The organism is Melioribacteraceae bacterium (assembly GCA_019638015.1).
GTDB lineage: Bacteria > Bacteroidota > Ignavibacteria > Ignavibacteriales > Melioribacteraceae > JAHBUP01.
Window position 1 is genome coordinate 3,267,580 of sequence record JAHBUP010000001.1, and the last position, 14,960, is coordinate 3,282,539.

Here is a 14,960-nt window from a genome sequence, read left to right on the forward strand (position 1 = left end):
ATGTTACTTAATTTGTTAAACTTCTCATTGGAGCCGGTATTTTACCACCCCGACCAACAAAATTAGCACTACTTAAACTTCTTATTTCCATTATTGGAGCCTTACCTAATAAACCTCCGTAATCAACAAAATCTCCAACTTTTTTCCCATAGGCAGGGATAATCCTCACAGCTGTAGTTTTATCATTAATAATTCCAATAGCGGCTTCATCCGCAATAATTCCCGCGATTGTTGAATCTGGAGTATCGCCTGGAACGGCAATCATATCTAATCCAACCGAACAAACGGCAGTCATAGCTTCCAATTTTTCTAATGTTAAATTTCCTGCTTGTACTGCTCTAATCATTCCCATATCCTCGCTAACAGGGATGAATGCACCACTCATACCGCCAACCGATGTACTAGCCATTAATCCGGCTTTTTTCACAGAATCATTTAGCATCGCCAGAGCCGCAGTGGTTCCGGGCGCACCAACATCTTCAACTCCCATTGCTTTTAATATATCAGCAATACTATCCCCTTCAGCCGGTGTTGGGGCAAGAGAAATATCCACTATTCCGAAAGGAATCCCATGCCTTTCTGCAACTTTTCGTCCAAGCAGTTCCCCGGCTCGCGTAATTTTAAATATCGTTTTTTTGATTGCTTCTGCTAAGTGTTGTAAATCGGCTTTACCGGCCTCTTTTATAGCATCGAGAACAACCCCAGGACCACTAATGCCCACATTGAGTACAATTTCCGGTTCTGAAATTCCATGAAACGCTCCAGCCACAAATGGATTATCTTCAACAGCATTTGCAAAGACAACTAATTTTGCACAACCAATTGAATCTTTTTCTTTTGTTTTTTCTGCGGTGAGCTTAATTGCGGATGCCATCAGGTTAATTGCGTCCATATTAATTCCGGCTTTTGTGGAAGCAATATTTACGCTAGAGCATACTCTCTTGGTTTCCGATAATGCGAAGGGAATAGATTCAATTAGTGCTCTTTCTCCAATTGTCATACCTTTTTGCACTAAAGCTGAATAACCAGCAATGTAATCTATGCCAATCTCATCGGCGGCTTTATCAAGAATTTTTGCAATCTCTACAAATTCTTCAACACCATATGCATCAAAGGGAATTGAAATTGGGGTAACAGAAACTCTTTTATTTGCTATTGCAATTCCGTATCGGGATTCCATTTCTTTGGCATACACCACATGATTTTTAGCGTGTTTTAATATCTTATCATAAACCTTCTGCTTTGCTACATTGATGTTACGGTCAAAACAATCTCGTAAACTAATACCCATAGTTACAGTTCTTATATCGAAGTGTTCTATTTCGGTCATCCGTATTGTTTCAAGTATCTCTTCAAAGTTGTATTGCATTCTTCCTCATAAGTGGTAAAAAGTGAAAACCATATATTTAGGTTTAATTTTATTTTTGATATTTAATATTAGATTCTATGCATGTAACGGAAAACATCTTCGTGTTGTAAATATATTTTTATTTTCAAGTCTTGAGCTACAATGTTCAAAGATTCTTGAACTTCTTTTAAATCTTTATTTGAGCCAGTTATATCAATTATCATAATCATTGTGAAGAAATCTCCCATAATTTTTTGGCTAAGATCTTGAATATCACAATTGTATTCACTTAAAGCTTTAGTAACAGCGGCTACCACTCCCGGTTTGTTTAGCCCGAATGAAGTTAAAATTACTCTGCCAGATGTAGTTCCCTGTTCATAAAATTTAATATTTTCCCCAGCCATTGATTCAATTTTTTTTCTAACTGCTTCTTTTACCTCTGCCGGGTTTGTATTACTGCCCAGTTGACTGATTGTTTCAAACGTAATTTTTCTTATTTCATCTTCGCTTATTTTCAAGGTTTTAGACCCTTATATTCTTTCTGTAGATAAGTTAAAGTTTTGTTACTGATATTAATATTTTTTTGGACGGCTTCCTCTTCCGCCGCTTGAACAGATCCCCGATAAAACCGGAGAAATAGTAATTCGCCGGTTACTATTCCGTCAAAGACTCTTTTTTCAGCAAACGAATTGATAGTTAAATATCCACTTGCCGCATTCCAAGAAAGTGAAAGCAAGCCTTGCAGAAAATTGCCCGTATAAATTAAACCTGAACCGGGCAAAATATAAGAAATTACCTTAGCAAAAGTAACCGAAACTTTTGAACGATTTGTTCGCTCGGATAATAGTTTAAGTTCATGGTAAGGGTTTATTTTATCAAAATTTAATGCGGCATTTTTCCAGTCATCTTCAAAAATATAAACCCAGCCTCGCCAATAGTTAATTTCATTTTTCCTAAACCTATATTTCTCATTACTTTCAATTTCACTCAATATTGCAAATGCTTGAGATGCTGTTTTTCTTAAAATGTTTACTCTCACTAAATTTATTTTAGTTAAAAATAATTTTTCATCGTCAACTGTTTCCTTTTCAGCGAGTCGATAATATTTTATAGCTTCTTCAAAATGGGCTCCAGCTTTGTAACATTCTGCGATTCTTTCAAAAATTTCATAATTCCTAGTCTTTGCTGCATCAAAGAAGAGATAACGTTTATACTCGGTAATAGCCTCAAAATATTTTGATTCAGAGAAAAGTTTTTCGGCTCTGTCAAATTGATCTTCTATTTCATTCTGTGGTTTAACCATGAATATTGGCAACAAAAGGAGAATCAAAACTATATTGCATTTATTAATCATTTCAGCTCCGAAAAACCAATCTTTGGCAAAAAGTAATTATTCTGCTCAAAAAAGGATTTGATTTCAGAATCGAGGTTAAACCTAATTTGAGCGTTATAAATTGAGGCAGATGCGGCGGAGCCATAAATATTACCCGCATAAAATAATGAAGTCAACCCAGTAAATAGCCAACCTCTAAATTCGTGTTTTGCTTTAAAATTACTTACCGCTAAATAAGTTAATAATGCTGTAGTTATCAAAGTTGTAACACCATCAGAAACCTCACCGGTATAAATTTTACCTGCACCGGGAATAAATGCAGAATAGAGTGCCGCAGAGGTTTTGCTTTTCAATTTCGGGTTCTTCGCTCTCATGTAAAAATTAGAAAGGGTTGAGTGAACCGATTCCGGGAATGGCTCAAATAATTGCGTAGTGTCAGCATTCACAAAATTATTGGAATATATTTGAGATAAACTTGCGATAGTGTTTATCTCATTTCTAAATTTATTTGAGTGGTAAAGTTGGGTTTGGTTGTCATCAATTATTTGTGAATACTTCTGCATAAAAAAAAGTGTTTTGAAGTAAAATAGTTTGGAGTTATCCTCTAAAGTTCTACTAAAAAATAGTGATTTAAAGTTTACCGCTGATTCTTCAAATCTGCCAATTCTATATAACGATTCAGCTATTTTAAATCTTATTGTATCATTATCGTTTTTTTTCAATACCTCTGTAAATTCATCAATCGCACGAAGGTAATCTTTATCTGCGAAAAGAGATTCGCCGAATTTTAGCCGATTCTCTGTAGAAAAAATCTGCTGAGCATTGGATTGTGAAAAACACAACAATCCTATGATTAGAAATGATAGCATTAACCCACTTTTTAGTAACAATTTAATTTCCGAATGGTGTGATTTTTATATTACGCAAATTTAAGGCATAATTGTGTGAAGGGTCAAAATATTTTCCTTTGGGTATTCTAAAGTACCTTTCCACTTTTTTGAATGGATTTAAATCTCGCGTAAACCTATCGGCAAACATTAATGAACCTGTAAAAATATTGCTTTGACCCACGCTCTCAATAAAGAAATGGGAACAGCTTGGGTAAAATGGACAATTATCCCCATCGAGATCGGAAATTGTATATTGATAGATACTTCTTAAACCCGATAAAATTTTAATCCCCAAAGATTTTTGGGAAGATTTGTCTGACTCTGTTTGTTCATCAATTTGGGAACTACTTTTTATTGCGTAATTAATTTCCTTCGCTTCCCATTTTTTCCAATCGGTTTGAGAATACAATTGATAAAAAGAGAACATCACTAAACAAAAAATCATCAATCTTTTAATAATTCCCTCGCGATCACAATTCTTTGGATTTCCGAAGTACCTTCATAAATTTCTGTGATTTTGGAATCACGCAAATACCTTTCAACAAGATATTCGCGCACGTAACCATAGCCGCCATGAATTTGAATGGCGTCGAGCGCGCATTCAACCGAAATTTTGGAGGCATAGACTTTTGCCATAGCTGCTTCTTTTATATATGGTCTTCCTGCATCCTTTAGCGCTGCAGCCTGAAGTGTTAATAATTTTGCGGCTTCAATTTTGGTAGACATATCTGCCAATTTAAACTGTATTGCCTGATGATTGGCAATTTCAGTTCCAAAAGCTTTTCGGCTTTTTGCATATTTTACTGAAGCATCCAGAGCGCCTTCAGCAATACCCACAGCTTGTGATGCAATTCCAATTCTACCGCCATTCAAAGTTTGCATCGCAAATTTAAACCCCTTGCCAATTTCCCAAACTATATTTTCTTCGGGTACTTTACAGTTTTCAAACATTAAAGAGGAAGTATCACTGCTTCGAATTCCAAGTTTATCCTCCTTTGCCCCATGTGTAAATCCTTCGGTTCCTTTTTCAACTAAAAAAGTAGTAATACCATTATGCCCCTTTTCTTTATCGGACTGAGCAAAAACGAGGTAATAATCGGCATTGATACCGTTTGTGATCCAGTTTTTAATTCCATTGATAACCCACTTCCCATCTTCCAGATAGGCAGTCGTGTGCTGCTTAGTAGCGTCACTTCCCGCCTCCGGTTCTGATAAGGCAAAAGCCCCTAATTTACTTCCGTCGGCTAGCGGTACCAGATATTTTTGTTTTATAAATTCAGAACCATATTTATCTAAGCCGTAACAAACCAGTGAATTGTTTACAGACATAATAACACCAATACTGGCATCTACTTTAGAAATTTCAATCATAGCCAGCACATAGCTTACAGTATCGAGTCCGGCGCCTCCATATTCGGTAGGCACCATCATTCCCATAAAACCAAGCTCACCAACCTTTTTGATAATTTCAGTAGGGAATATGGAATTTTTATCTCTTTCGATAGACGTTGGCGCAATTTCATTTTCGGCAAATTCCTTTGCCATATTTTGAATCATCAATTGATCATTGGTGATTTCAAAGTTCATGTACACCTCACTTTTGGTGGTGCGATAATAACTAAACTTACTAAAGCATTATTTAATATCAAAAGAGATTTTGAGTCATTTTTAGATATCATGAATGACATAATCAACTTAAATAATTTTGTTAAATTTGAGCCGACAAATTACAAAGTAAGCGGATAGGAATTGTATGAAAAAATTGATATTTGCATTATTAGTTGCAGTAAGCGTAATCTCTAATTTACATGCGCAAATATTTGTGAATCAGGCCGGCTACCTTCCCGAGAAAAATAAAGTTGCTTATTTCGACTACCCAGCAGATAGTTTTTATGTGATTAGCAAACTTACTGGCTCAGTAATATTTAAAAGTGAGGTTAAACCAAATAGAATTGGTGATCCAGCAACCGGGAAAAATATTTATGCCGGAGATTTTTCATCATTAAAAACCAATGGTGAGTTTTATGTAAAAGATTCCAAGGGAAATAAATCATACAATTTTAAAATTTCCCCCTTCGTTTTTGAAGAAACTCTTAACAAATCGTTAAAAGGATTTTACTATCAAAGATGCGGGGTAGAACTTCACGAAAAATACGCCGGTGATTTTAAACATTCTGAATGTCATTTAGAAGATGGTGAATTACATCCTCAAGCAGGCGCAAAAGAGAAAATTGATGTTACCGGCGGCTGGCACGATGCCGGCGATTATGGAAAATATGTTGTAAATGCGGGAATTACTGTAGGAACTTTATTAATGGCTTATGAAATGTTCCCCGAAAAATTCTCAGCTGATGATTTGAACATTCCCGAAAGCGGAAACAAGATGCCCGATATTCTTGACGAAATTAGATTTGAGCTTGATTGGTTATTTAAAATGCAAAGAATGGATGGAGCAGTATATTTCAAAGTTACTCATGAAAATTTTGAATCTTTTATTATGCCTGAGTTTGATAAAGGTACACGATTAATTCTTCCGGTTTCGAGTACCGCTACAGCAGATTTCGCTTCGGTGATGGCTCGCGCTTATCGGGTGTTCTCAAAATTCGACAAATCATTCGCTAGTAAGTGTTTGACTTCTGCCGAAAAAGCATGGAAATATTTATCGGATAATCATGAGATATTCCCTAAGAATGGATTTAAAAATCCACAAGGTACACGCACAGGTGAATATGGGGATGGGAATGATTCGGATGAACGGCTATGGGCAGCAACTGAATTATTTTTAGCAACCGGAAATTCAGTATATCATAATTATTTTTTGGATAACTATAACAAACCTAACAGTAACTTCTCAACAATGTCGTGGCCAAATGTAAAACCATTAGCTTATCTAACTTACATTTTTGGGGATGAAACATTAGTAAATAAATCTGTGCAGAGTGAATTAAAAAAATCTTTGATTAATTATAGTAATATTTTGGTTGAGCGCTCACGCAATGATGGTTTTAATGTCAGCATTCTCCCGGATGAATATGTCTGGGGTAGCACTGGTGTTGTTTTAAATACTTCAGTGTTATTGATTTGCGCACATGAGTTAACAAAGAATAGTGATTATTATAATACCGCGCTCCATCAATTTAATTATATACTTGGTACAAATGTACATAACATATCATTTCTAACCGGTATAGGCGCAAACCCAGTGATGAATATTCATCATAGGCCAAGTGGTGCCGATAATATTGTTGATCCAGTTCCGGGTTTGTTGAGCGGCGGTCCTGAAAAGGGCTTGAGTGATCAAATTTTGAAGGATGCTTTTACTTACGAAACTCCAAACGCGTTAAAATTTGTTGATCATCAAGGAAGTTATGCCTCAAATGAAATTGCGATTAATTGGAATGCGCCACTCGTTTTTGTCGCCGGATATTTTAATAAGTAATATTAATAGATCGTTCACAATTTTGGCAAATATAACATATTGAAAGAATTTGATAATGTCTGAGAATAGCAAAAAAGTAGAGCTAAAAGGGATGACTCTTGGTGAACTGAGAAATTATTTCGAATCTATTGGTGAATCAAAATTCCGTGGCGAACAGCTATTTAATTGGGTGTATAACCATCTAATCTTCGACTTTGAACAGATGAATAATATGCCCAAAGAATTGAGACAAAAGTTAAGTTTAATTTGCAAACTTGATTCACTAAAACTAGTGTCCGTTCAGGATTCGGCAAATACTAAAACTGAAAAATATTTATTTCAAACAGAAGACAATCGCAAAATTGAATCTGTCATTATTCCCGATAAAGATAGAAATACGCTTTGTATTTCTACTCAAGTTGGTTGCCCGCTCGATTGTAAATTTTGCGCGACCGGTTTAATGGGTTACAAAAGAAATTTAACAACCGGAGAAGTTGTTGATCAATATCTTTTATCAGCCAAGCAGAAAGGAAAAAAAACAATCACCAATATTGTTTATATGGGTATGGGTGAACCGCTACTAAACTATGAAACAACTATTAAATCCGCTGAAATATTTACACATGAACTTACTAAAGGATTAAGCCGCACTCGTATCACAATTTCAACCGCGGGCATACCACATAAAATTGTTGAGCTTGCAGATTCCGGTTTTCGGGTGAAACTTGCTCTTTCACTTCATTCTCCATTTGAAGAGATCAGGACTAAAATTATGCCTATCAATAAAAAATATTCATTGAAAGAGAATATTGAGGCGCTTAAATATTATGCGAGAGTCACAAAGACAAGAATTACTTTTGAATATACTATGCTTAAAAGTATTAATGATCGCAATGAGGACGTTAGAGCGTTGACAAAATTATGCTCTCAACTCCCATCTAAAATAAATATTATTCCTTTTAACAGCATTAAACATATGAGTCCTGGCGGGATATCATCCGAACTTGAACCAACTTCATATACCGAAATTTTAGCATTTGCCAACAAACTGAGAAATAATAATTTAACAGTGATGATTAGAGATACTCAAGGAGATGATATTGCCGCGGCATGCGGTCAACTGGCTGTAAAAGTGAATTAATCCAATTGCATTTAAGTATTTTTTATGCACTGAATTGATTTCTGAAAGGAGTAATTTTAGCGGGGAAAATAAATGAAAAGTAGTACCATGATATTATTGTTGTTCACACTTTTCTATTCTATTAGCTATTCGCAAACCGATACACTCAAAGCTCCATTGTTAAGAGTAACTCTAAATGATGGTTCAGTTTTCATTGGGAGGATTGAATCTAAAGACAGTCTAAATATTAATCTCATCACCAAGACCAGCATAAGAATTCAAATACCTAAAAATGGTATCTCCGAGATAATCAGGGTTGAAGATATTCACCCAAACGACCTGAAAGTTAAACCAAAAATTTCAGAAGAATTTAAATCCGATATTCCGGATGCGAATTTAAGCAGAATGATTATATTCCCTACTGCAAGACCAATGTTGAGCGGTCAGTGGTATTTTTCGATTGCGGAGGTTTTCTTTCCATTTGCTTCAGTGGGAATTGGTAATTTTGCCACAGTTGGGGGTGGAATTACAATATTTCCATCATTTGAATATCAGCTTCTCTATTTTTCACCCAAGATAATTCCTTATCATAATAAGAATTTTAGTATTGCTGGAGGTGTTTTTTATTTGATGCCATTATCTAAACACTCAGATAATGGTGTTGGTATTACCTATTCAATGGCAACGATTGGAGATGAAAAATACAGCTTTACAGGGGGGCTAGGTTGGGGATTTAATGGTGATAATATTGTGGACAGTCCCATAATTATTATTGGTGGTGATTCTCAAATTAGCGGCTCATCAAAATTTATGGCTGAATGTTGGATTGCTCCAAGCAACGATTTCGCAATTTTCTTTATTGGATTGAGATTTTACAACGAGAGAATTTCGGGGGATGTTGCGCTAGCTAGAACAACAAATTGGAGTTCTAACTCAATGCCCTTTATACCTTGGATTAACTTAACATGGAATTTTAATTTTATAGGTCGAAACAATGAGTAAATTTATTTCACTTACATTATTAATGTTAGTTGCGCTATTATTTTACTGCACTAACGAACCCGATTATATTGAGCCACTTGTATCAATTTCTCAAAAACCGGGATGTGGTGGCTTCAGCTTGAATAAATCAAGCATCGATACATGTTTTAATTATAAATTCGGTAAAGAATTAGAAATTAATTTTTGTGTGGTGGGTAATTGCTGCCCCGATTCAAACAGATTTAAATTCTCACATAGAATATATGCAGATACAATCAATATCAGCTTAGCCGATACAGCCCAAAATCTTTGTCGCTGCATTTGTAATTATTTAATTGAATCAAAAATTCAATCGCTCCCCTTCAATAAATATATCGTTAAAGTCGAGCAGAATTTTGAGACCGAAAAGAAACTCTTATACACAAAAATTGTTTATAGAAACAAATAAAGCTTAGCAATTTATTAATCATTTATTTTAAACATTTAACCGGGCCGATACGTCCTAATTAAAGATTTATATGAATTTTTGGAGGTTTATGAAATTCTACTCTCGCATACTTCTTTTAATGATTGTAATTATATCGATTGAATCAATTAAAGCACAAAATGGGGAATCCAGTGTTAGCGGATTTATATTTGACGCAAGCAACGGGGAGGTACTTCTTGGTGCAAATGTATATTTGCCCGAAATTATGAGAGGAGCCGCATCAAACAATAGCGGTTATTATGTAATTCCCGGTTTATCTAAGGGCGAGTATATTCTAAAGGTTAGTTTTGTTGGTTACAAAACATTCACTCAAAAAGTTAATTTAGTAAACAGTCAAGATTTACGGCTTGATATCCAGCTCGTCCCCGAGGTAATTCTTGGAAAGGAAATAGTTGTATCAGCAGATTCAGTTAGAATTATAGACCGACTATTTAATAAGCCGGTATCTAAAATTGAGCTTACTTTAAAACAAATTGGCAAAGTTCCACAAGCAATTGAAGCTGATTTATTACGAACACTTCAATCCCTCCCTGGAATTGTACCTCTCTCTGATTTTTCTTCAGCAATATATGTGAGAGGTGGCACTCCGGATCAAAATTTATTTATGGTTGATGGTGCCGATGTTTATAATCCCGAACATGCATTTGGAATATTCTCCACTTTTAATACCGACGCTATTAAAAAAGTTGAAATTTACAAAGGTGGTTTCGGCGCTGAATTTGGCGGCAGGCTTTCTTCAGTAGTTAATGTGACTAATAACGATGGGAATAGAAATAATTTTCAAGGTAAGGTTTCACTTAGTCTTCTCTCATTAAATACCACACTTCAAATGCCGCTAGGTTCAATTGGTTCGTTATCCGGCTCAGTACGAAGAACTTATCTCGATCAAACAATTGCCAAATGGGTTGATGAGGTGCCCGACTACTATTTTATTGATGGAAACTTGAAAGCTTTTTTAGATCTGGATAAATCAAATAAATTAATTATTAGCTACTTTGGAAGCAGAGATGATTTAGATTTTATATTGGATAAAGAGAGAGCTCAATCATTCGGATTTGATTACGTATGGGGAAATAATACCGGTAGCGTTAATTGGCGAACTATATTATCGCCTAAACTTTTCGGCAATTTCTGGATTACAGGAAGCCGTTTTTACTCTTATTTCGATTTAGATGCCGTTGAACTATTTGAGCACAATTTAATTCGGGATTTCACTCTTAAAGGAAATCTTGAATACTTTGCTAATGATAAATTTGATATTAAGTTCGGCTTCGAAAACAAAAATATTAGCGGAAAGTTAATTCAACAATTTACCCGAGCTAATGTTGATGTTTCCAAACATCGCAGACTTTATACCCTTTACCTGAATACTACTTGGAAGCCAAATACTTTGTGGGATATTCAAGCAGGACTGCGTGCCGACTTTTTTGATTCGGATGTAGACTATAAAAATTTAGACCCCCGGTTAAGTATCAAATACAGATTAAGTGAAATAGAAAATTTAAAATTTTCGACTGGTGTTTACCACCAGTACGCAAACAGGATTCCAAGATTATTTTTTGTGAGCATCTGGACTACTGCCGATGAGTACATTCAAGGTTCTCAATCAACACATTTTGTTCTTGGCTATCAACGGGAAATAGCCTCAAAATTTGAATTGGAAGTTGAGGCTTACTATAAAGATTATAAAAATCTCTATTCCTACAATCAAACTTTTTTAGCCGACGTAGAGCCCTCTTCATACGATAAAAATAATTACCCGGTTTATAATAATTCTAAAGGATTATTTGATAAAGCATCCGGCAAATCTTATGGAATTGAATTTTTGCTCCGGAAAGACGTTGGAGCATTAACTGGATGGGTTGCATATTCATTAGCTCGAACTGAATATACAATAGATAAAATTAACAGAGGTAACTCTTTTTCGCCGAGACATGACCGAACACAAACAATTAACATTGTAGCTAATGCTGATCTTAATAATTTAGTTAATGAATTTACAGGCAGACCCTACATTGACTCAGAAAAAAAATGGTCGATAGGATTAAGCTTTTCCTATCTTACTGGTCAGCCAATAACATTACCAGGATCAATTTATTTAGCCAATCCATTCCCCGATTGGCCGATCAATCAAAACTCTGTAGCAGTTTATCCATCAGAGATTAATGCCTTCCGCCTCCCTTCTTATGCCCGATTAGATTTAAGTATTAACTATGAAATCAAGTATAAAAATTGGTCGATGATGCCATATTTACAAATCTTTAATCTGTTAAACAGAAAAAATGTTTGGTTTATTGAATATGAGAATGAGATAAAAGCAAGCAGTATAAATCAAAAAATCAACAATGTTACAATGTTCCCTATACTTCCGAGCATTGGGGTTACAATAAATTTTTAGGAGTAGTGAATGAAGGTAGTAAAACTTTTAAGTATGGTTATTCTTATTATTATTTTTGTGAGTTGTACCGAAAATTTAGTGGAGATTGGGGAGAACACCTACTCGCCTAAAATTGTTGTTGAGGGTTACTTATTTGCCAATCAAAATGTTGCGAATATAAGAGTGACTAGAAATTTTCCACTAAATAGTTCAATTCAAGTTTCCAACCTGATTTTATCCAATGCAGATGTTTCCATTAAAGAAATTGAAAGTGGTAGAGAATTTAGATTAACATATAACCCCCAGTCTTTCTCTTTTGAATATAAAGGGAATGATCTTACAATAAATTATGGAAGAGAATATCAATTAAATGTTAGTGCCTATGTTGATGGGAAAAAGTTATCCGCTAGTTCAACAACTAAAGTACCTCAAAAGGGATTCAAGATTAATAGAGAATTATCGAAATTTGATCCAATGTTTTATAGGGAACCAGATGAGTCAGGTAATCCCAAAAGTTTTGTTTTGAATTTTGCTCCATCGCCGGGTACTAAGTTTTATTTAATATCACTTTTAGCCCTTGACGCTAGTGATAAAACTTTCGTTTATGATAATCCATATTTTGAAATTAAAAAAGAGGATCTTAATAAAGATTTTGATCGATATAGACTGCAGGCTAATCAACTTCCAAATATCAACTCATTCGGTGGAAATATCGAATATGAAATTCCTTGGCTCGATTTGTGGTTCTATGGGAATCACCGTTTAGTTGTTTATGCCGTTGACGAAAACTACAGGCTGTACTTTCAAACTTATCGTTCAGTTCAGGAATTTGATGGTAACTTTCATGAACCTCGATTGAATTTTACAGGAGATGGTATTGGCGTATTTGGATCAGCTATTGCTGATACGGTATATTTAACTGTTAAAAAGTAGCTTACTTTTTATTATCTTATACCATCAATTATAAAAAATATTTGTTAAATGAATAAACTAGTATTTAAGATAATCTTAATTGGTTTCCTTACAATTTTAGTTTTAGGATGCTCTGAATCATCCAATAATATCAAAGATCAAAAACTAAATATCTACCTAATTGCACTTGAAGGAACCGAGGCAAAAGGACAAATAATAGGATGTAATGATGTGCTTGTTCCCATCGAAAAAGAGCTGAAAATTACCCGCTCCGGATTAGAAGCCGTACTTACTGCATTGATGAATGAAAAAAGCAGCGAATCATTAAAAAATTTTGTGCGTGGTCCTGGATTAATTCTCGCTCAAGTAACAGTAGCCAATATGGTTGCTGATGTTTACTTCAAAGGTGATTTTGATATTTCCGGAGTTTGTGATATTCCCCGAATCCAAGAGCAAGTTTATTCAACTGCAAAGCAATTCCCCGAACTTAAAAGAATAAACATTTTTGTCAATAATGTCACATTCGAAAATTATCTTTCTGTGGCCAAAATGTCGTTTGAATAATATGGCATGGTTATATATTCTTATTGCTTCCATTTTTGAAATATCCTGGGCAGTCGGTTTGAAATACAGTAATGGATTTACAAATTTAAAAGCATCCATTTTTACTGTGATCACCATGATATTAAGTTATATTTTTCTAGCACTTGGAGTAAAAACTTTACCGATAGGAACAGCTTATGCCGTATGGACAGGGATTGGAGCCGTTGGAACCGCTTTTTATGGTATGCTGTTTTTTGATGAACCAAAAGATCTTCTCAGAATAATGTTCATCTTTTTTATTGTAATTGGTATCATAGGATTAAAACTAACCTACAAAGCCGCCTGATGCTGATGAAAAAACTTTCGCACGAACAAATTTCACAAAACAGAAGTACATTAGAAACTTTAGACTCAGTAAAAAAATTACCGGTTCATGTTGTTCTAAATAGCATAAGAAGTAGTTACAATGTCGGATCAATCTTTAGAACTTCTGATGGAGCCATGGTAGAAAAAATATATCTCTGCGGTTACACTCCAACGCCGGAGAATAAAGATGTTCTAAAAACTTCACTTGGTTCTCAAAATAGTATTGCTTGGGAATATGTTGAAAATGCTAGCGATATTGTTTCAAAGCTGAAAAAGGAAGGATTAAAAATTATTGCCTTAGAATTAACTGATAAAAGCGTTCCCCACTATTCTCTTTCTAAAGAATGGTTCCCATGCGTATTAATAATTGGTAACGAGATTACCGGCGTGTCTCAAGAATTAATAGATTTGTGTGATCATTCAATAGAAATACCACAATATGGAATTAAGCAGTCATTAAATGTTGCTGTAGCGTATGGAATTTCTATATTTGAAATGAGAAGGATATTTGATACATAGTTTTAATTTCCAGAATAAGAAAAATAGCTCTCACCATTTTCCTTTTGATGAATGATAAGCAAGTCTGCTCTAACCAATTTTATTAATGTCCTTGAAGCTCTACGATCTGAAACATTTGCAATTTTCCCAAGCTGCTTCACAGTTATAGTTTCATTCTTATCCAAATACTCAAACACAATTTTTTCCAAACTCCCAACCGTATAGTTTACCAGTTTCGAATCTCTGCTCTGGGTTTGCAAAATTTTGATCATCTCTTTCGAGGCAAGTACGCTTTTATCATTAATTCTAACATAAACCTGTGCCGAATTCAAATCCATTTCTTTTTTATAATCTTGCATTCTATTTGGTTTGAATTCAGACTCGAATACTTGAACAGCAATCAAATCTTTTTTTTCAATTTCTATGGACTCTAGCTTATATTGAACTGCAGGTTCACAATACCTTTCGGCTGTTTCTTTGATAAGCTCAATATCCGATCTTTCACTTTCTAATCCGTAAATCGATCCATCATCCTCAACTCCAAAGAGTATATAACCACCTCTCGTATTTGCAAAGGCAATCATTTCCTTGGCTATTTTTTCATGTGAAGAAAATCTCTGCTTAAACTCTATTGTAATATTCTCTCCATGCTCAATCATCTGAATAATTTTTTTTCGGGTTATCATA

Annotated in this window: 16 protein-coding genes; 9 read left to right on the plus strand and 7 right to left on the minus strand. The window is 34.8% G+C overall.

From position 1 onward, the window contains the following. Nucleotides 1-7: 7 nt before the first annotated feature. The 6 genes from KF816_13965 to KF816_13990 form a co-directional block, all read right to left on the minus strand. Nucleotides 8-1,369 carry a PFL family protein gene (locus KF816_13965; protein ID MBX3009121.1) on the minus strand — a complete coding sequence of 454 codons (1,362 nt, stop codon included), beginning with the start codon at nt 1,367-1,369 and terminating at the stop codon, nt 8-10. Between the two features lie 68 nt (nt 1,370-1,437). Then, nucleotides 1,438-1,866, minus strand: coding sequence for an ACT domain-containing protein (locus KF816_13970; protein ID MBX3009122.1), 429 nt, complete (start codon nt 1,864-1,866; stop codon nt 1,438-1,440). Continuing rightward, nucleotides 1,863-2,702: a hypothetical protein gene (locus tag KF816_13975; protein MBX3009123.1), complete on the minus strand. Its 840-nt coding sequence runs from the start codon at nt 2,700-2,702 to the stop codon at nt 1,863-1,865. Before KF816_13975 ends, KF816_13970 begins: the two co-directional genes overlap by 4 nt. Beyond that, a complete protein-coding gene (locus tag KF816_13980; GenBank protein ID MBX3009124.1) occupies nt 2,699-3,550 on the minus strand; it encodes a hypothetical protein in 852 nt (283 codons plus the stop codon). Before KF816_13980 ends, KF816_13975 begins: the two co-directional genes overlap by 4 nt. A 22-nt stretch (nt 3,551-3,572) precedes the next feature. Next, nucleotides 3,573-4,016, minus strand: a complete 444-nt coding sequence (yidD, locus tag KF816_13985; GenBank protein MBX3009125.1) for a membrane protein insertion efficiency factor YidD — start codon at nt 4,014-4,016, stop codon at nt 3,573-3,575. After that, a complete protein-coding gene (locus KF816_13990) occupies nt 4,016-5,158 on the minus strand; it encodes an acyl-CoA dehydrogenase (GenBank protein MBX3009126.1) in 1,143 nt (380 codons plus the stop codon). The genes yidD and KF816_13990 overlap by 1 nt, the downstream gene beginning before the upstream one ends. 166 nt (nt 5,159-5,324) lie before the next feature. Here KF816_13990 and KF816_13995 point away from each other — a divergent pair, with 166 nt between their 5' ends. The 9 genes from KF816_13995 (at nt 5,325) to KF816_14035 (ending at nt 14,294) form a co-directional block, all read left to right on the plus strand. Next, nucleotides 5,325-7,010, plus strand: coding sequence for a glycoside hydrolase family 9 protein (locus KF816_13995; GenBank protein ID MBX3009127.1), 1,686 nt, complete (start codon nt 5,325-5,327; stop codon nt 7,008-7,010). A gap of 55 nt (nt 7,011-7,065) precedes the next feature. Next, the gene (rlmN, locus tag KF816_14000) at nt 7,066-8,130 is read left to right on the plus strand and encodes a 23S rRNA (adenine(2503)-C(2))-methyltransferase RlmN (protein ID MBX3009128.1); all 1,065 of its coding nucleotides are present in this window, start codon (nt 7,066-7,068) and stop codon (nt 8,128-8,130) included. Nucleotides 8,131-8,202: 72 nt separating this feature from the next. After that, complete coding sequence (locus KF816_14005) at nt 8,203-9,111, plus strand: hypothetical protein (protein MBX3009129.1); 909 nt, start codon at nt 8,203-8,205, stop codon at nt 9,109-9,111. Further along, complete coding sequence (locus KF816_14010) at nt 9,104-9,538, plus strand: hypothetical protein (GenBank protein ID MBX3009130.1); 435 nt, start codon at nt 9,104-9,106, stop codon at nt 9,536-9,538. The genes KF816_14005 and KF816_14010 overlap by 8 nt, the downstream gene beginning before the upstream one ends. An 88-nt stretch (nt 9,539-9,626) precedes the next feature. Further along, nucleotides 9,627-11,975 carry a TonB-dependent receptor gene (locus KF816_14015; protein ID MBX3009131.1) on the plus strand — a complete coding sequence of 783 codons (2,349 nt, stop codon included), beginning with the start codon at nt 9,627-9,629 and terminating at the stop codon, nt 11,973-11,975. Between the two features lie 9 nt (nt 11,976-11,984). Next, nucleotides 11,985-12,887, plus strand: a complete 903-nt coding sequence (locus KF816_14020; GenBank protein ID MBX3009132.1) for a DUF4249 family protein — start codon at nt 11,985-11,987, stop codon at nt 12,885-12,887. A gap of 48 nt (nt 12,888-12,935) precedes the next feature. Next, the gene (locus KF816_14025) at nt 12,936-13,430 is read left to right on the plus strand and encodes a GerMN domain-containing protein (GenBank protein MBX3009133.1); all 495 of its coding nucleotides are present in this window, start codon (nt 12,936-12,938) and stop codon (nt 13,428-13,430) included. A gap of 1 nt (nt 13,431) precedes the next feature. Further along, the gene (locus KF816_14030; protein ID MBX3009134.1) at nt 13,432-13,755 is read left to right on the plus strand and encodes a multidrug efflux SMR transporter; all 324 of its coding nucleotides are present in this window, start codon (nt 13,432-13,434) and stop codon (nt 13,753-13,755) included. Nucleotides 13,756-13,760: 5 nt separating this feature from the next. Next, a complete protein-coding gene (locus KF816_14035) occupies nt 13,761-14,294 on the plus strand; it encodes an RNA methyltransferase (GenBank protein MBX3009135.1) in 534 nt (177 codons plus the stop codon). 2 nt (nt 14,295-14,296) lie between these two features. Here the strand turns inward: KF816_14035 and KF816_14040 are convergent, their stop codons facing one another. Continuing rightward, the gene (locus tag KF816_14040) at nt 14,297-14,956 is read right to left on the minus strand and encodes a putative DNA binding domain-containing protein (protein ID MBX3009136.1); all 660 of its coding nucleotides are present in this window, start codon (nt 14,954-14,956) and stop codon (nt 14,297-14,299) included. Between the last annotated feature and the right edge of the window lie 4 nt (nt 14,957-14,960).